Source organism: Paenibacillus sp. FSL L8-0494 (genome assembly GCF_038003695.1).
In the GTDB taxonomy this organism is placed as follows: domain Bacteria; phylum Bacillota; class Bacilli; order Paenibacillales; family Paenibacillaceae; genus Paenibacillus_AQ; species Paenibacillus_AQ odorifer.
In genome coordinates, this window is sequence record NZ_JBBOPQ010000001.1 from 4,169,334 (window position 1) to 4,188,046 (window position 18,713).

At 42.3% G+C, this 18,713-nt stretch carries 14 protein-coding genes and 1 other annotated feature (1 of these 15 only partly in view); of the genes, 7 read left to right on the forward strand and 7 right to left on the reverse strand.

Annotated features, from left to right (window positions below; translation table 11 throughout):
- The first annotated feature begins 79 nt into the window (after positions 1-79).
- The 5 genes from NYE35_RS18905 to NYE35_RS18925 all read left to right on the forward strand — a co-directional run bounded on the left by NYE35_RS18905 (position 80) and on the right by NYE35_RS18925 (position 4,487).
- Positions 80-985 carry a helix-turn-helix domain-containing protein gene (locus NYE35_RS18905; RefSeq protein ID WP_235219562.1) on the forward strand — a complete coding sequence of 302 codons (906 nt, stop codon included), beginning with the start codon at positions 80-82 and terminating at the stop codon, positions 983-985.
- A 53-nt stretch (positions 986-1,038) separates the two neighbouring features.
- Positions 1,039-1,842 (forward strand): glycoside hydrolase family 43 protein, encoded by an 804-nt coding sequence (locus NYE35_RS18910; RefSeq protein ID WP_341122483.1) that lies wholly within the window; start codon positions 1,039-1,041, stop codon positions 1,840-1,842.
- Between the two features lie 20 nt (positions 1,843-1,862).
- Entirely contained in the window at positions 1,863-2,849 is a 987-nt protein-coding gene (locus NYE35_RS18915) for a phosphotransferase enzyme family protein (RefSeq protein WP_340951390.1), read from the forward strand.
- A gap of 187 nt (positions 2,850-3,036) precedes the next feature.
- Entirely contained in the window at positions 3,037-3,774 is a 738-nt protein-coding gene (locus NYE35_RS18920) for a glycosyltransferase (protein ID WP_340951391.1), read from the forward strand.
- On the forward strand, positions 3,771-4,487 hold the full coding sequence (locus tag NYE35_RS18925) for a glycosyltransferase family 2 protein (protein ID WP_341121888.1): 717 nt from the start codon (positions 3,771-3,773) through the stop codon (positions 4,485-4,487). Before NYE35_RS18920 ends, NYE35_RS18925 begins: the two co-directional genes overlap by 4 nt.
- A gap of 99 nt (positions 4,488-4,586) precedes the next feature.
- Here the strand turns inward: NYE35_RS18925 and NYE35_RS18930 are convergent, their stop codons facing one another.
- Positions 4,587-6,197 carry an S-layer homology domain-containing protein gene (locus NYE35_RS18930; RefSeq protein WP_081390157.1) on the reverse strand — a complete coding sequence of 537 codons (1,611 nt, stop codon included), beginning with the start codon at positions 6,195-6,197 and terminating at the stop codon, positions 4,587-4,589.
- A 94-nt stretch (positions 6,198-6,291) separates the two neighbouring features.
- Entirely contained in the window at positions 6,292-7,725 is a 1,434-nt protein-coding gene (locus NYE35_RS18935) for an MDR family MFS transporter (protein ID WP_076141874.1), read from the reverse strand.
- A 229-nt stretch (positions 7,726-7,954) separates the two neighbouring features.
- Here NYE35_RS18935 and NYE35_RS18940 point away from each other — a divergent pair, with 229 nt between their 5' ends.
- Positions 7,955-8,632: a TetR/AcrR family transcriptional regulator gene (locus NYE35_RS18940; RefSeq protein ID WP_038571872.1), complete on the forward strand. Its 678-nt coding sequence runs from the start codon at positions 7,955-7,957 to the stop codon at positions 8,630-8,632.
- A gap of 86 nt (positions 8,633-8,718) precedes the next feature.
- Here the strand turns inward: NYE35_RS18940 and NYE35_RS18945 are convergent, their stop codons facing one another.
- From NYE35_RS18945 to NYE35_RS18960, 4 genes are all read right to left on the reverse strand, one after another.
- Positions 8,719-10,320, reverse strand: a complete 1,602-nt coding sequence (locus NYE35_RS18945; protein ID WP_341121892.1) for a hypothetical protein — start codon at positions 10,318-10,320, stop codon at positions 8,719-8,721.
- Positions 10,313-11,026, reverse strand: coding sequence for an ABC transporter ATP-binding protein (locus tag NYE35_RS18950; protein WP_076098925.1), 714 nt, complete (start codon positions 11,024-11,026; stop codon positions 10,313-10,315). Before NYE35_RS18950 ends, NYE35_RS18945 begins: the two co-directional genes overlap by 8 nt.
- Before the next feature lie 1,330 nt (positions 11,027-12,356).
- A complete protein-coding gene (locus tag NYE35_RS18955; RefSeq protein ID WP_341121894.1) occupies positions 12,357-14,096 on the reverse strand; it encodes an ABC transporter ATP-binding protein in 1,740 nt (579 codons plus the stop codon).
- A complete protein-coding gene (locus NYE35_RS18960) occupies positions 14,093-15,829 on the reverse strand; it encodes an ABC transporter ATP-binding protein (protein WP_076272311.1) in 1,737 nt (578 codons plus the stop codon). The genes NYE35_RS18955 and NYE35_RS18960 overlap by 4 nt, the downstream gene beginning before the upstream one ends.
- Before the next feature lie 150 nt (positions 15,830-15,979).
- Between NYE35_RS18960 and NYE35_RS18965 the strand changes: the two genes are divergently transcribed.
- Entirely contained in the window at positions 15,980-16,849 is an 870-nt protein-coding gene (locus tag NYE35_RS18965; RefSeq protein WP_036688370.1) for a LysR family transcriptional regulator, read from the forward strand.
- A gap of 8 nt (positions 16,850-16,857) precedes the next feature.
- On the opposite strand, the gene metG is transcribed toward NYE35_RS18965, so the two are convergent.
- Entirely contained in the window at positions 16,858-18,504 is a 1,647-nt protein-coding gene (gene metG / locus NYE35_RS18970; RefSeq protein ID WP_341121895.1) for a methionine--tRNA ligase, read from the reverse strand.
- A 43-nt stretch (positions 18,505-18,547) separates the two neighbouring features.
- Positions 18,548-18,713: a binding site (T-box leader), on the reverse strand (it continues 96 nt past the right edge of the window).

The following is an 18,713-nucleotide window of genomic DNA, read 5'->3' on the forward strand; positions in this document are numbered from 1 at the left end:
TATCTAATTCAGGAATCATCATTTATACTATTCATAATATAAGAAAAGTCATTTCAATCAGTAGGAATATAGTCTCGAAGTGATAGCACAAAATGAAGATGAGGTGATAAACCTGCTGCCTTTTTCTCTGATTGAATTACCACGCGACTCTGGAACGTTACCCCTATCCCCCTACTCTGTAGGTCGTCATATCCAATTCCATCATGTGCGCCCAGCAGGATTTCCTGTGTATCAAATCTTTTTGATCCGGACCGGAACCGGTTTATTTCGTGATCTGGAAAATGGCACAGAAATCATACTGGAACCGGGGATGGCTTTTGCCTTCCCGCCAGATCGAGGTCATGAATATTATCCTACCTCTCATGAACCGTGGCATGTTGGCTTTATCGGTTTTCAAGGCAGTCAAGCTCAAGGATTGCTGGAAGCGCTTGAACTGCTCCCTTCTGCTCCTTATCGACCGGAGCGTTTTGAACAATGCTGGGAAGAAATCGGCCAAATTTGGCATACGGTGAATTCTCCTGCCTCCAATCGGCAAGACGAGATGTGGATGCAGGAGTTGTCTATCACGCTCTATAGACTGCTCTTAATGCTGCGCCCTGCCAAGAGTTCACAAAGCTCCGCTAATCGTCTAGCCTTCGAGTCTGTCCGAAATGAAGCCCTAACTACAGCCGTCGGGCTGATCAACGAGCATTACACAGAACCGCTTCTGATCTCCAATCTTGCAGCAGCAGTCGGCTACTCCGTGCAGCATTTCCAGCGTTTATTCGTGCAGGAATACGGGGTCACTCCGCATAAGTATTTGCAGAATCTGCGGCTGGAGCGGGCGCTGCAATTAATGACGGAGGATGTGGAGATCCCCGTTCAAGATATTGCGCTTCAGCTGGGCATGGAGACTAATTATTTTATACGTGTCTTCCGAAAAAACTACGGCTGTACACCAGGCGTAATGAAAATACGTTTGCTACAAGGCGAGCAAATGAAGTAACGCTTCCAAGCCTAATGAAGATATTGTAAAATTAAGCAGATGATAGCTTGTGAATTGGGGGCACCACAGATGGCCTAACAGCTTGGAGTGGCACACCTCACGGCTTCGATGTATGTATCAGCTCAGATCTTCAGGAATGGTCCGGGCCCATTGCTGCCTTTCGTCCAGATCCTAATTTTTGGGCTGATCATCATTTCTGGGCACCAGAGGTTCACCGCTACAACGGAAAATATTATATGTTCGGTTCTTTTAAAAGACATGGGGTTCCACGGGGGACACAAATATTAAGCGCGGAAACACCTGAGGGTCCTTATCTCCCTATCAGCAATCATCCGATTACCCCTGCTTCTTGGGAGTGCCTTGACGGAACGTTATATGTAGATAAAGAAGACAAACCTTGGATGATCTTTTGCCGTGAATGGATTGAAGTGACGGATGGAGAAATGTATGCCGTTCGGCTGAAGGAGGATTTACGCGCTAGTATTGGTGAACCCGTGCTGCTTTTCCAGGCTTCACAAGCTCCTTGGACGGTAGGTGGCAAAGAAGGGCAGTACGTAACTGACGGTCCTTTTATGCATCAGACTAGCAGTGGTGAGCTGCTTATGTTGTGGTCTAGCAGTGGAGCCGGTGGTTATGCCATGGGTTTAGCCCGATCCATCAGCGGTGACATTAGTGGACCTTGGCAACATGATCCTGAGCCTCTTTATGCCAAAGATGGCGGACATGGGATGTTGTTTCGTGATTTGACGGGCAGACTTATGCTGGCTATTCATGCCCCAAATCTCAACCCACAAGAACGGCCGCTGCTTATTGAGATCCAGGAAAGCTCCAGAACGATTTCGATAAAATCATTGTAATGTAGAACGGAGTAGAACCCTTGGAACAAAAGATTAAGTCCTTATTTAATGACCAGATTGTAAGTGCCGCCTGTACGAAATATGGTATCCCCATAGATGAGCTAACGTTCATTGGCGGATTTCAAAATTTTGTTTATGAATACCAACTTAGTAACCATCAATATATTCTAAGATTTACTCATAGCTCGCTACGTAGTAAGGATTTGTTGGCGGCTGAACTTGAATGGATTCTATACATAGCAGATCATGGCGTTTCAGTATCAAGACCCGTAGGTTCTCTTCAGGGTAATTTAGTTGAGCAAATAGAGATCGGTGATTCGTGCTTTAGGGTATCTTCCTTTGAAAAAGCACAAGGGAAACGAATAGGTTACCCAGACTGCCTGAAAGATGTAGAGCTCTATGAGCAGTGTGGCATGATCACTGGACAAATGCACAGATTAGCAAAATCTTATAAACCACACACCAAAAGACATGCGTGGCATCAGAACTACTACCTGCAGAATGTAACCAGGTTTATTCCTTCATCCCAAAGTGGCGTTTTAGAAAGCTGTAAGGCGCTTATGGATCGGCTAAAGCATCTCGACGCTGATATAAATACCTATGGTCTCATCCATGGGGATATCAATGTAGGCAACTTTTTGGTCCACAATGGTAAGCTGACCTTGTTTGATTTTGATGAAGCTCAGTACAGCTGGTTTGTAGAAGATATCGCCATTCAACTGTATTATCTAGTCTACGTTTACGGGGATGATAGTATGGAGGACAGGCAGCTTCAATGTCAGCGTTTTATGGAGCATTTTCTTAAAGGCTACGTTAAAGAGAACAGTATTTCAGAAAATGAGCTGAAGCTAATTCCTCTTTTTCTTCGATTAAGAGAGATTATTGTTTATACAGGGATGTACCGGAGTTTTGATATGTCTAACCTAGATGATTGGACCAAAGATTATTTAACGCAGAGTAAGGCGAGAATTGAGAATAGTATTTCCATCATTGAGTCTTATTTCTGAACAAACATCCAAAGCGTTTCATATGATGTGTCTCTCTTACAAAACCCACAGCTATCACTGTGGGTTTTGTGTTCTCTAAACAAGTCCATTTTGCTTTTAAGAGGTTGATATGCCGTGACTCTATCCTAACTTGGACATATCGTATAAATGAGACTTTTCCCAAAAATGCATATGAGGGGTTGGTTAAATGAGTGCTGTACCTCACTACAAGGCGAACCAACAAGGTATTTCTATTATTACCTGTACCAATCGCCATAATTATTTAAACAACCTATTTCAAAATTACAGCAGACAAAGATATGCAAATAAAGAACTTATCATTATTATCAATAATAATAAAATTCCACTATCCCCCTACCTAACCTTAGCTAAAAAACACAAAAATATTAAGATATTTCGTAAACCTGAACATCAATCTCTCGGTTCATGCTTAAACTATGCCGTAACAAAATGCAAATATCATACCATCGCCAAATTTGATGACGACGATTATTATGCCCCTCATTATTTGACGGAAAGTAATCTGACCTTACAAAGAACTAAAGCTGATATCCTTGGAAAACGGGCTCACTATATGTATTTACTAGGTTCAAAGACTTTGATTCTTCGTTTTGCAAATGATGAACACCGGACGGTTACCCATCTCCCTGGCGCTACGCTCGTCTTCAAACGAAAAGTATTCGATCATGTGAAATTTCCTAATAAAAACGTAGGTGAGGATGATCTCTTTTGCAGCAGAAGCAAAAAGAAAGGTTATAAGGTTTATTCTGCGAGTAAAAATAACTTCGTTGCCATACGTAGAAAAAACTCTTCAAAACATACATGGATTATCAGTGATAGTACGTTAATAGCTAACCATAAGATCATCCGGAATATTAAAAACTACAGGAATTTTGTTGGACGCAGTCCAAAGATTCCGTTATGAAGTTAAATGCTGAATCTACTTCATCTGCTGTGTCTATTCTAACTTGTACGAAACGACTTGATTGTATTAAAACCATGTTTGATAACTATCAACGACAGAATTTCAAATCTAAAGAACTTATCGTCATCATAAATAATGATAGCTTGAGAATTGAAGATTATATACATGCTGCAAAAAAACATAAAAACGTACGGATCTATAAACTACCAGAATATCGTTCACTCGGGTTTTGTCTGAATTTTGGTGTGCACTTAGCGAATTATAGTTGTATCGCTAAATTTGATGACGACGATTATTACTCTGCCAACTATTTAACGGATAGTATGAAAATCCTCCATAAAACTAAAGCTGATATCGTTGGAAAACGAGCTCACTATATGTATTTAAATGATAAGAAGCTACTTTTGCTTCGTTATCTTCATATGGAAAATAAACAGGTAACCAATGTTCAGGGTGCCACCCTACTCGTAAAACGAAATGTCTTCCAGCAGATTTCTTTTCCAGATTGGAATAAAGGTGAATGTGTTAAGTTTTGTGCGGATTGCGCTGCACAGGGCTTTAAAATTTATGCAGGAAATAAGTATAACTTCGCTGCGGTTCGTAGAAAAAACTCCAAAGATCACACATGGATCGTTAGTGACAAGAAACTTCTAGCTCAAAATGTTAAAGTTCTAAAGGTAAAAAAATTCAAAAAATACGTAACTCGAGGCTGATTTAATCAAACTCATTCTAGCAGTTGCGACTTAGTAACCCAATAAAAAGACTGGACAGCAATTAGCTAAGCGGCTATTCGCATCCAGTCTTTCATATTTTTAAAAAGTATAATCGAAAAATTTCTCTGCATTCCTTAAGCTAGACCATATATCAGAACTTTCTCCACCTATATACCAATAAGCTACTCCAGCTAGTTTTTTAGTAACCGCTAAGTTGTATTTAGTTATTAATGAACGCCCATCCTCAATCCAAATCGTATGTTTTATAGCTTGTTTCGAGTAGCTCGCGACATATTGTCCCAGAGTAGGATTCCACACAGGTTTCGATGCATAGCTGCTGATGATCTGATTTTGCTCCGGAAGCGTAATATATTCAGAGGATAAAACCGTTCCCTTCTGGTTCAGTGTCCAATCCCGATTATATAAGGGCAATGCCAATATAACTTTTTGACTAGGTACAACTTTTAGGATTGTATTCACAGCCTTTTGATCATAAGAAAGCGAAGCATTGGACCCCGGAACTTGACTCCCGTCATAATGCTCATCATACCCCATCATCACCATGTAATTCACTTGCTTGCCTAGGGCAGCATAGTCAAAAGCTTCTGTCCAATCCGTTCCAAGATCAGGGGATACATCCATCGACAGAATAACATTGAGCGAATGCATTTTCTCGGCCAATAAAGTAATAAACGAAGTCAAATACACACGATCTTCGGCCGCTACATTTTCAAAATCTATATTTAGTCCATCTAATCCATATTTACTCACTAAAGCAGCTAATTGTTTGACTGCCGTATTCCTTGCGGTTGTACTCAACAGCATTTGATGCGTCGCTTCTTGATCCGATCGATTACCAACCATCGCCCAGACTTGCCTTTTATTCTTTTTTGCCCAAGTTACCAGCGAGACATCTGTCGAATCCGTTACTGTCCCTGTTTTTCCAACATAATACCAACGTGGTGAGAGTGTGTTGACGTTCGATTGCAAAACATGATTCTCAAATTGTGACGTCGTGAGACCATACTGCCAGCCTATAACAATACGTTTGTCCGGATCACTTTCCAGCTCTGCCGCCCAGCTTGTATGTTGCAGCACCCGATCCATCAGCACTGCCGTCTCTTGCCTGGTTATCGGGTCCGTGGGTCGAAAATTTCCGCTATTATCGCCCTTCATTAATCCGCGATCATTAACCTTGGCTACAGCAGCACTTGCCCAGCTAGCAATTTGTTGCCGATCTTTAAAATTGGTTTGTGCGGTAGTTGCAGTGTTTGTTTGCTTTAGCGCTTTGGCTATCCACACAGCCGCTTCCTGCCGAGTAACTGCTTTTGCGGGTGCAAAAGTAGTTGCCGAAGTGCCGTTCGCCAGTTCAAGCTGAATTGCTGCCTGTATCCAGCCGTAATACCAAGCGCTTTTGGCTACGTCGGTATAAGGAGATACCGGACTCAACGCTGGATCAAGCTTCAACAGACGATCAAGAACTGTAATAAATTCAGCTCTAGTAATCGATTGAGTAGGTGAAAATTTAGTATTCGAGGTGCCAGTTAATATATTCCGGTTATATAAATCTATGATTTCTTTTTTTGCATAACTAGTGTTTATATCCTCAAAAGGAACCCCGTTATCGGCCGATATATGCTGAATAAATACTCCGGCGTATAGCACGACAGCGAGGGTCATTATAGTAAATCTAGCAAATATATTCTTCACGGGTTAAGAGATTCCCCCTTGGTTATCAATCTTTGAATTATACCAAGGATACAATCCATAAACATCGCTAAAATATTGGTAGAATACGATAGGATCAGCTCTTCGGATTACGCAAAAAGAGACTAAGAACCACACCACACAGCGCCAAGCCCAATGAAACTAGGAACGTGTCGTGGAATCCTGCAACCATAGCCTCTAAAGGTAGCTTCTGATTTCCTTGACTCATTTGAGTAGCTATATTCGAAGTCAATAAGCCCGACATTATAGCGACAGCAAAAGAACCCACAATTTGTTGTGCAGAGGCAGTAAGTGGGGTCACACGGCTGATCAAATCCTTCGGAGCGGCCTTAAGCACATGTGTACCGAGCTGCATAGTAGTTAATCCTTGGCCAAGTCCCATAATGGCAAAATAACTGATCATAACGTATACACTTGTATCATTTTGTAAACGTGACAAGAGAAAGAGTCCGGTGGACAGCAGCACAAGTCCAGAGAACACAACGGGCCGAGCTCCATACTTATCAAATAATTTTCCTCCAATAATCATGCCAGCAAAGGATATTAAAGCTTGAGGAATAACTAAAAGTCCCGATTCAAAGGAAGAAAAACCTCTGACCTGCTGCAAAAAAATTGGAATTAACAGAATCGAACCAAATAAGGCGAACTGATTAATCCAGGTCAAAATCATACCTTTACTAAATTCTAGAGATCGAAAAGAGCGAAGTTCCAATAACGGTTCTTTTTGGCGCAATTCCACGAAAATAAACAAGGCTAAAGCAATGAAGCTGAACGCAAGAGATATAATCGTTATACGATCCCCCCAGCCGTCCACTCCCCCTCTATGCACCCCAAATACCAAGCTGGAGAAAGCGAGTGGTGATAAAATCACACCCCAAATATCCAATTTAGCTTTATTCCCCTTCTCTATTACCGGAAGAAATTTCACTCCAACAATCATTGCAATAATACCAATGGGGACATTAATCAGAAAAATCCAGTGCCAGCTTGCATATTCCAACAGCCATCCTGACAGTACAGGACCAAGAACAGGCGCAATTAACATCGGTAGTCCAAGCAATCCCATGATTGAACCTCTTTTATCGGGAGGTGCGATTTTGAATGACATAGCCATACCAATTGGAGCAATCATCCCTCCGCCTAATCCCTGCAAAATACGAAAGATTATCAGCTCTGTTGTGGATTGTGCCATTGAGCATAATAAAGAACCTATGGTAAACAATACGATCGAAGCTAAAAAAACACGTTTGGCAGTAAACTTATCCGAGAACCATCCGGCCAATGGGATAATTACGGATAAAGCCAGCGTATAACCCGTGATGGCCCACTGTATTGTTTTTAGGCTAGCATCAAAGGTTTTTTCAAGCTGCGGGATCGCTACATTCATAATTGTACTGTCGAGCATAACCAGCAACATTCCTGTTATAAGTGCCAGTATTACGGGAAGTATTGCTTTTATAGAAAATTCTTTGGTGACTGGTTGGGATTGTTCCACTTGTAGATTACTCATGGGTCTATACACATCCTTTTTAATTTTTACTAATAAAATAGCTAACCGCTGCCTCCTTTTTAAAAAATCGCACCGTTAAACTAACAGTGTAAGATTAATATAGCACCCGTTTATTTGCTTGTAAATAAAAATATCTAACAGTGTAAGATAAACCGGTAATCTAACGATGGTAGACCAGCCATCCATCTTCGCTTATGATAAAAGAAGACAGTAACAGGAGGTCGTTTCGATGAGAATCAAAAATCTGCAAATCACTGAACAAGATATAATAAAAGCTTCTTGGGAGCTGTTGGATGATATCGGCATAGAGGCATTTAGTATGCGTAAATTAGCAGAACTATTAAATATACAAGCCGCCTCTCTCTATTGGCATTTTAAGAGTAAACAGAGTATTTTCCAGACACTGGCTAATGAGATCGCCAAAGAAGCCCTCGAAACTGCGAATCTCGAAGGTGATTGGCAAGAACAGCTTTTTCATTTTGCAGATCGAATCCGCGGGGTTTTACATAAGTATCCTTGCTCGGCTCAGCTGATGATGAGAACCTTGCCTTCTGAACCTAATTATCTATCTTTACTGAATACTTTGCTTCAGATCGTGGATCATCTTCCTTTAAGCGATAGTGACAAATTCTCCTTAATTGCTTGCGTGTTAAACTATGTAATCTCTTTCGAATTGGACAAATATGAGCAGGATCGAATTGACTTAGCCATGAAAAATGAACCTAATGGAGATGCTAGAGAGGTATTTAAACAATCGCTTGAGCACTTATCCGGGGATGGACCTAATGTTATAAAACGAATGTACGAAAACAATATCTTTAATGAAATTGGCTCCGATAAGATGTTCTATACAGGTCTAAAAATAATGGTGAGTGGAATTGAACAGTTAGCTAATGAGCGACAGTAGAGCTTAGGGGATTTTTCACGAAAATAAATCTTGGCACAAATAAAGGGCATCCCAGCAGCCGATTTCGGCTTTTGGAATGCCCTTTTTTAAAGAGCCCGAAATAAAAGTTCTCCTTTGGACTGAATGTATCTATACATCACTCCACATGCCACAAATATCACCACACCAATACCTAACATAACGAGATTACCATTTAGATCGGATAAAAGAAAACTCAAACCAAATGGAATCAGCAAGCTGATAAATCCTATAATCATCGCTACAAGGACCGAAGCACTTTGTTTAATTACTGAGACTTCGTTAGTCCACTCCAGTTTAGGAAGCTTCAAGTTAACGATCACACCTACCATTGCAGTAAGACAAGCGTATAGGACGGGGATTATTAGCAATAACAAGCTCTCCATCCAGCCTGTGCCCAGAGAAATCATTAGAAGCACACTACTAACAATCACAATCGGTACTGTAATGGTGAGATTCACTACGATTTTACTTAATAATATGGTTTTTGTCGGAACGGGGGCGCTTTTTAAAATCCAAATATGGTTACCTTCAAGCGAAATCGAACTCGATGTCGTACAGCTTAATGCAACAAAGAGGGAAACAAATAGTGGCGCCAATCTGCTTAGATAGTTAGAGAGTTCTGGTATTTCCATAATTTGTCCTAATTGCTCTGAGCTAACAAACAGTAAGGTAATCGCCATGACAAGTAACATAACCATACCGATACTCGTATTTAGCACATATATAGAAGAACTGAAATAGCGGCGCAGCTCTTTTTTATACAATGTGTAAAGCGGTGAAGAGACTTCAAGTGACCTCATTTGATACTTATTCTTTGAGTAAGAAGTCGTAATGCCTGTGTGTATTGCTTTATATTTGCTGCCAAGAATAAGGGTAAACAACATAAAAGAAAGTAACGAAATCCCTATAAATAATAGTAAAGGAGCTACCTGATACGAGCAGACAGCATCTACATACATAACCGTCAAAGGATATAAGTTGAAGATTTGATCGGCAATTTGTGTGCTCATATCCGCAAGTAACTGCGGGTCATTCCCATTCATTTGGCCTGAACCCAAAATAATAACAATGATTACGGCAAAAGTCAGAATGAGACTTATTAAACGACTTCCTTTAAAACGTGAGGAAATCCAACTAATCAATGCCCCTATAATTGTTGCAGCAATGATCGGCACTAATGGGATAAATACCAGCGTTATCATGAAAAATAAATAATATACTACTGCCGGATTTACCTTTATAGCATAAACTACACCTGCTGGCACCATCACCATCAATGAGAACAGTATATTCAGCACATAGAGCTGAACTACACGGCTTGCTACGATATGGCTCGTTTTGATAGGCAACGACATTACGAGATCGTAATCTTTGGAGCCAAATAATACCCCACTCGCCTTATAGATCGTTGTAAAAAATCCAATCAAGCAAGTAACAGCCATCATAATCGCAAGCAGCAGCTCTGACCGGCCTATCTGTTCAAGGGTCTCTGCTATCATGAAGCTATATCCAAATGAAACTACTGCCATCATGACAATCCCTATTAAGATACCGATGCTCAGCAAAAGCATTTTTCGTCTTTCTTTCATATCCCTTGTATGCAAAGCTTTATTTAACCCAAAGGATGAGATCAGCTGAATTTTCGTCAATCGCCAGATATTAATCATGTTTAATCAACTCCAAAAACACATCTTCAAGGCTACTGTCACCTTTCACCTCTTCTGTTTTCCCATGAGTGATCAATTCACCCGCTTTGATAATGGCAATCTTATTGCAGAGCTTCTCGGCCACATCCAGTACATGCGTCGAAAAAAAGATCGCACTGCCCTGGCTGCAAATCTCCGCCATGATTCTCTTGAGCGTGTGTGCCGCTTTTGGATCAAGTCCCACAAAGGGTTCATCCAGAACGAGCAGCTTCGGTTTATGAATAAGCGAGGAGATAATCGCGAGTTTCTGTTTCATACCATGAGAATATGCGGAGATTAAATCCCCCAGATTAGAGGTAATCTCAAATTCATCGCTATACTTCTTTATCAATAACTCCCGATCCGCTTTCGATACACTAAAAAGATCACCAATAAAATTCAAGTACTGAATGCCCGTCAGATGATCGTATAGATCCGGATTATCTGGAATATACGCAGTAATCGCTTTGCAGGCTAAGGGATCTTTTTTAATGGAGTACCCACCAATCTCGATATCTCCCTCCTCAAAATCTAAAACTCCGACCACTGCTCGGATAGTTGTTGTTTTCCCCGCACCGTTATGACCGATAAAGCCATAGATGTCACCTTTTTCGACCACCAAATTCAGATCATTTACCGCCTTCTTGCCACCCTTGTAGCTCTTGGTAAAATGTTTGATTGTCAACATCTTGCCACTCCCCTTCCAATCTCATAACACTCTCGACAAGCCATATTTACTATAGCTTCGTCGTCTTCAATATACGTTTCTTATAATACGTTTAGCCCGTCCAGATAGTTCATTCATTCACAAATATTTTTATCGGAAATTCCCACCCTATAGCGCGCGAGGTGAATAGTAACCGGGTCCGTAAGGGTAAGCAATTTACTTTTGAACGCTAAACAATCGACTTCGTTGGTGCCACGGTGTATAGGACCGAGGCGCCCTTATTTCACAAAATCATGCCTTTTTCCACTCCGTTCGGACTCAGATGCAGCTATTGTGCCATATCCACTGCATTTTGCTGCAAAATCAGCCGAATAAGTGCTATGCAGTCCGTTACTTTGAAATAAGGCGCCAAAAACACTATTTAGCTGCAATACGGTCCGCAAGGGTAAACAAACTACTTTGCTGACGATGTGATAGCTACTTTGGAACGCTAAGCAAACGAATTTCTAAGCATTCTACACTGGAACAGAAGCAATCTACCTTTGGCGATGGCTGCCATTGCAACGTATTGGACCGAGGCGCCCTTATTTCGCAAAATCCCACCCTTTTCCACTCCGTTCGGACTCAGATGCAGCTATTGTGCCATTTCTGCTCCTTTTTGCTGCAAAATCAGCCGAATAAGTGCTATGCAGTCCGTTACTTTGAAATAAGGCGCCAAAAACACTATTTAGCTGCAATACGGTCCGCAAGGGTAAACAAACTACTTTGCTGACGATGTGATAGCTACTTTGGAACGCTAAGCAAATTACTTTGGGGACGGTGAGATAACTAACTTTGGAACGCTATCCAAACTACTTTGGGGACGATGAGCTAACTACTTTGAACGCTAAGCAAACTACTTTGGGGACGATGAGCTAACTACCTTGGCACGTAAGCGAACTACTTTCTAAGCATTCTACACTGGAACAGAAGCAATTTACCTTTGGCGATGGCTGCCATTCCTACGTATTGGACCGAGGCGCCCTAATTTCACAAAATCATGCCTTTTTCCACTTCGTTCGGACTCAGATGCAGCTATTGTGCCATATCCGCTCCTTTTTGCTGCAAAATCAGCCGAATAAGTGCTATGCAGTCCGTTACTTTGAAAAAAGGCGCCAAAAACACAATTTAGCTGCAATACGGTCCGCAAGGGTAAGGTAAGGTAAGGTAAGGTAAGGTAAGGTAAGGTAAGCCAAGCCAAGCCAAGCCAAGCTAAGCTAAGCTAAGCTTAGCCAAACTAACTATCCACCCGACAAAAAGAGCATTCACCCCCAAATTCGGGATTGAATGCTCTTTTTTCTAAATGCAAAGTCTACGCTGATGCGAACTGACTGTTATATAATCTGGCGTAATATCCACCGCTGGCTAGGAGTTGGTCATGCGTACCACTCTCCACAATGTCTCCGTCCTTCATGAAAAGAATGAGATCCGATTCTCGAATCGTTGACAAACGGTGGGCAATTACAAAGCTGGTCCGGCCTGCGATCATTTTTAGAAAAGCCTTCTGAATCCGTACCTCAGTCAGCGTATCAATACTGCTGGTGGCTTCATCCAAAATGAGCATAGGTGGATCTACGAGCATCACTCGTGCTATGGTTAGCAGCTGCTTTTGTCCTTGCGACAAATTATCTCCTGAGCCACTGATCTTCGTATCATATCCCTCAGGCAGGCGTTTAATGAAGCTATGAGCATTAGCAGCCTTTGCAGCAGCGATGACCTCTTCTTCGGTAGCCTCAGGTTTGCCGTAGGCAATATTTTCTCTAATTGTGCCGCCAAACAGCCAAGTGTCCTGCAACACCATCCCGAAATTACGCCGCAGACTGTCCCGGGTAATCGTCTTGATATCCACGCCGTCAATCTTGATGGAACCCCTATCCACATCATAAAAACGCATAAGCAGATTAACCAGTGTCGTCTTCCCCGCTCCCGTCTGCCCTACAATTGCAACCCGGGTACCTGGTTTCACTTCCAGACTGAAATCATTAATCAGAGGACGTTCAGGATTATAAGCAAAGGATACTTTTTCAAAGGTAATCGTTCCTTGACTTGTATTCATAATTTTGGCGTCTGTTGCATCAGCTGGTTCTGGCGATAGGTCTAGAATGGCGAAAATCCGCTGCGCTGATGCTGTTGCCGATTGAAGCTGCGTAATCACACCTGTAATTTCATTAAACGGCTTAGCGAACAAGTTGGAGAAGATCAAAAAGCTGGACAAATCCCCTACCGTCACAAGCCCGCGAATCACCATAACACTTCCGATCATCGCGATAACAGAGAAGGTAATATTATTTACTAACCTTGTTGTCGGATTGGACAAGGAACCGTAAAATTGTGATTTCACACCAGTCTGGTACAAAGTCTCGTTTCGTTCTTCAAACTGGGTCAGTGCACGGTCTTCATAATGATAAGCTGTGACCACTTTTTGTCCGCCAATCATTTCCTCCACATATCCGTTGAGACCGCCCAGAATTTTAGCCTGCTCCTTAAACATCTTCTGGGAGCGCATCGTAATGAATCTTGCCACAAAAAATGTAACGGGTGCTGACAGAAGAACAACTAAGGTCATTAAAGGACTAATGTACAACATGAGTACAATCGCCCCCACGATGGTGATGATCCCCGTGAGCAGTGTTGAGAAGCCTTGCAGCAGTCCATCAGAGACCGCATCCATATCATTAACAAACCGGCTGATGCTGTCCCCTTGCGGGTGGTTATCATGAAATTTCAGCGGCAAAACATTTAATTTATCAAAAAGCTCCCGCCGTAAGTCATATACAGTCCGGTAGGCAATTCGATTAGTCAGGTAGGTAAGAAGCCATCCGAAAAAGCTGCCGACAATATACACCCCTGCCAGAATCAAAAGCAGTCTAAGTACGGCGTCAAAATCAACCTCTCCCGGCCCGATCATAAAATCGATGGCGCTGCCGATAAGCAACGGGCCAATTAGACTGGCAATCACACTGAGTATTGCGCAGATTACTGCGCCTATAGCTATTTTTTTATAATGCCCTGTGTATACAATAAGTCTTTTCCAAATGTTGTTTTTGATCATTGGCCCGACTCCTCACTTGATAGCTGGGACAGGCAGATTTCTTTATACTCTTCACAACCCCGCATCAGCTCCTCATGGGTTCCGACACCGGCGATCCGCCCTTCCTCAAATACCATTATTTTATCCGCTTGTCTTACAGTGCTTACCCTCTGCGAGACAAGGAGCACGGTCATTTCCTGGCTGCTCTCTTTGAGAGCCTTACGAAGTGCCGCATCTGTGGAGAAATCCAGCGCACTGGAGGAGTCATCCAAAATAAGAATCGATGGCTTACCTACTACTGCACGAGCTATGGTTAAGCGCTGCTTTTGTCCACCGGATAAATTTAATCCACCACGAGATACTTGCGTATTCAAGCCTTCGGGTAATTTACGTATAAACTCCTCCGCTTGAGCGATAGAGGCTGCCTGCATGATTTCTTCCTCAGTTGCATCTTCCTTACCCCAACGTATATTCTCAGCGATTGTTCCTGTAAACAGCACAGCTTTTTGCGGTACAATCCCTATTTTCTCACGAAGCTGGTGCAGCTTGTAATCTCTGACATCCACACCATCCACTTTCACTTCACCTTGCACCACATCATAAAAACGAGGGATCAAATTCACAAAAGTAGACTTACCTGAACCCGTACTGCCAATCAGGCCCACGGTCTCTCCGCGATTAATTACTAAAGATATATCCTCTAATGCCGATTCACCTGTCGTATTATACCCAAAGGATACGTGATCGAATTGTATAGCAGGGGCAGCATGGTCAGGTTCTGCAATCAATGCATTTCCTTCCTCGGACACGGATACCTTAACACCAAGCACTTCATTCACACGATTCGCTGAGGATGAGGCTTTTGTAAAAATAATAACCAAGTTGGAGACTACTATCAGCGCCAGCAAGATCTGAGTGATGTAATTGATGAAGGCAATGATCTCCCCTTGAGACAATCGGCCCCCATCGATATGAATTCCGCCTACCCACAAAATAGCTATGATCGCCGCATTTACTACAAGTGTAGTCATCGGCCCAAGCAAAGCAGAAATCCGCGAAACCCGTATCGCTGTAGTAGTCAAATCATCGGATGAGGCATCAAAACGGTCTTTTTCTGTACGTCTTTTGGCAAAAGCACGAATCACTCGAATCCCCGATAAATTCTCACTCAGTACGAGCGCAAGGGCATCCAGCTTCTGCTGGTATTTTCGGTACAAAGGAGCACTGCGGGTGATAATAAAATATAAAATAATGCCAAAAACCGGTGTTGCCGCTATTAGAATCAGCGATAATCTAAAATCCAAAATCATGGACATTAGGATAGCCCCGATGCAGATAAACGGTGCACGAATAACTAGACGAATCAGCATGGCCACAGCAATTTGCAGCTGGTTTACGTCATTGGTAATCCGATTAATCAGTGTAGGCGTACCTAAGGTATCCAGTTCAGCATACGACAAGGATGTAATATGTCTAAACATCTTATTGCGTAGTGTCGTACCGAATCCCTGTGAAGCCCGGGCTGCATAATATTGGCATACCATGGAGCAGCCGAAGCCAAGCAGTGACATCAGCACCATTAGGCCACCCATGCGGTAAACATAGGCGCTGTCATGATTGCCAACCCCGTTGTTGATGATCAATGCGACAATGGTAGGCAAAATCAGCTCCAGAATCGCTTCCATCAGTTTGAAGATCGGTCCAATGATCGCTTCTTTTTTGTACGGCTTTAAATATACTGCAATTTTGAACAAATTTATCCACACCCAACATAAGAAGTATTTAACCACTTGAAATATGTATAAGAACAGTTATGATTATGGCATATCTACTCACATATTAATAATATTGGATTCGTATCGCTCCCATACGATTAGCATATCTCAAGTTCGGAGGATTTTTATATGGATATTAGACAGCTTAAATATTTTATGGCGATAGCTGAGGAAGGACAGATCACATCTGCAGCCAAAAAACTGCAAATGGCCCAGCCTCCGCTGAGCCAGCAGCTAAAGCTCCTGGAGGAAGAACTCGGTGTAAAGCTAGTGGAACGAGGTCCACGCAGCGTGCAGCTCACTGAAGCTGGAGCCATTTTGCGGGACCGTGCCCAACAAATTCTGGAGCTGGCAGATTCCACTGCCCGTGAGCTCACTGATTTTGTCAAAGGTTTAAAAGGAACCCTAGCCATTGGTACAGTTTCTTCCTCTGGAGCTACGTTGCTTCAAGATCGGCTATGTGAATTTCACAAAACCTATAAAGGTGTGAAGTTTGAGATTCATGAAGGAAATACCTTTAGAATCATTGACCTCTTGAATAAAGGCATTGTCGAAGTCGGAATTGTAAGGACACCCTTTAATGGTACAAATTTAGAGTGTCTTTACACACAAGCTGAACCTATGATTGCCGTAATGACACCTGAGTATGACTGGAAAACGGATGAAAACTTTATTGAGATCGGTGAGCTAAAGGATAAGCCGCTTATTATCTACCGCCGTTTTGAGCAGCTTATCCGGGAAACATGTCTTGAGAACGGCTTTGATCCGCTGATTTTCTGCATGAATGATGATGCTAGGACAACACTGCTCTGGGCAAACGCTGGTCTTGGCATCGGAATCATCCCCAAATCCGCTTTCGAATTAACGAGTAACAGTAATTTGATCTATAAAGAAATCAGTAGTGAATCACTACGCACGCGGGTCGCCGCCGTCTGGATTAAGGATAAATACTTGTCATCATTGGCTTCAAAGTTTATTGAGAGTTTCAAGAATGGATAATACCAGCTCTATTTATTCACTTGCTGTTGATCTAGCCTATCCTCTTCTTCTTTAATACGGCTAATATCAATTCGTTCAAACAATAATTGTAAATCAGTAACCTGTTGGTAAGGGGGCACCAAGCAAGGCTGCCAATTCGGTAGTTCTAACGACAGGAACCCCCTGATCTTGTCACAAGAGAACGGCAGAAACGGATGTAACAAATTCGCTAGGTTCGCAATAATCTGCACACATGTGTATATTGCAGAATCACAAGAAACCTGATCCTCTTTTATCTGTATCCATGGTTTTTGCAGGTCGAAATACTGGTTTGCCTTGCGCACATAAGAAAAAATATACTCCAGCGCATCTTTTATATTCCCAGCCTCAATAAGCCGCCCTGATTCGAGATACAAGAGGTCAATGTTGTCATTCCACCCCTTATCCAATTGCCCATTCGGCACTTTCCCTTCATAAAACTTATCTACAAAAGCCAATGAACGATTCACAAAGTTACCAAATGCTCCAAGCAGCTCTCCATTATGGCTATAAATAAACTCTCTCCAGGAAAAATCCGTGTCCCGCTTCTCGGGTCCATTGGCAATTAAGAAATAACGAATAGAATCTGGCTGATACCGCTCTAAAATATCAGGTACCCAGACCGCCCAGTTTCGGCTAGTGGAGAACTTCTGCCCTTCAAGGGTTAAATATTCGCTAGATATAATCCTGTCCGGTAAATGCAGACCTCCAGCTCCTAATAACACAGCCGGCCATATTAAAGTGTGAAAAGGAATATTGTCTTTACCATGCACATAATAAGCAGTAATCTCCCCTTTTTCCTCTAACCAAAAATCCTCCCAGCTTCCTCCGGACTGTGCAGCCCACTGCTTACTGGCTGATAAATAACCACTTACCGCCTCAATCCAAACATAAATCTTTTTATCTTCAAATCCAGCCACAGGAACATCTACACCCCAAGACAAGTCTCTTGTTACCGCGCGGTCCTGCAGCTCTTCTTGTAAATAACGTTTGGTCAGTTTTATAGCGTTATCTCTCCAAAGTTGTGCTTCCTCTACATATTCCGTTAATTCAGACTGAAAATTAGATAAGCTAAGATAATAATGTTCTGTCGGCCGTTCTGTTGGTGTACTCCCACATAATTTGCAGACTCTGTCTAACAAATCGGCAGGATCTAGAATGGTAGAACAATAATCACATTGATCCCCTCGCGCCCGCTGGCCACATACCGGACAAGTCCCTTCCACATATCTGTCTGGCAAAAAGCGCTGATCCACCTCGCAGTAACATTGCGCGATGGTTTTTTTATATAAATGACCATTCTCTAGCAGCTTTGTAAACAACTCTTGCACGACCTTATGATGCTGCTGTTGATCCGTTCGAGTATATAGATCATAACTAAATCCCAGCTGTTTAAAACACTTCAGAAACTCCTCATGATATCTGCTTGCAAAAGCTCCGGGTGTAATCCCTTCATTCGCAGCCTGAACCGCTACGGGTGTTCCATGGCAATCACTGCCTGATACATATAATACGTTATCCCCTTTGGAGCGAAAATATCGTGCCAGCACATCCCCAGGCAACACACTTGATAATCTCCCCAGATGTAAAGATCCATTCGCATACGGCCAAGCGCCACCTATAAACACATTACTCATTAACCTTCTCCTCCTTTTTTAGACAACAAAAAAACTCCCATCCACAAAGGACGAGAGTTCTACTCACGTGTTACCACCTAATTTTATAAATGCCTCATGACATTTACCTCTTCAGGTACGACGTTAATTAACGTTTATACCCTAGCACTGTAACGGATGCAGGTTCCGGCGCAGCCTACAACCCATAAGGTTTCGATGCGCAGCTCTGA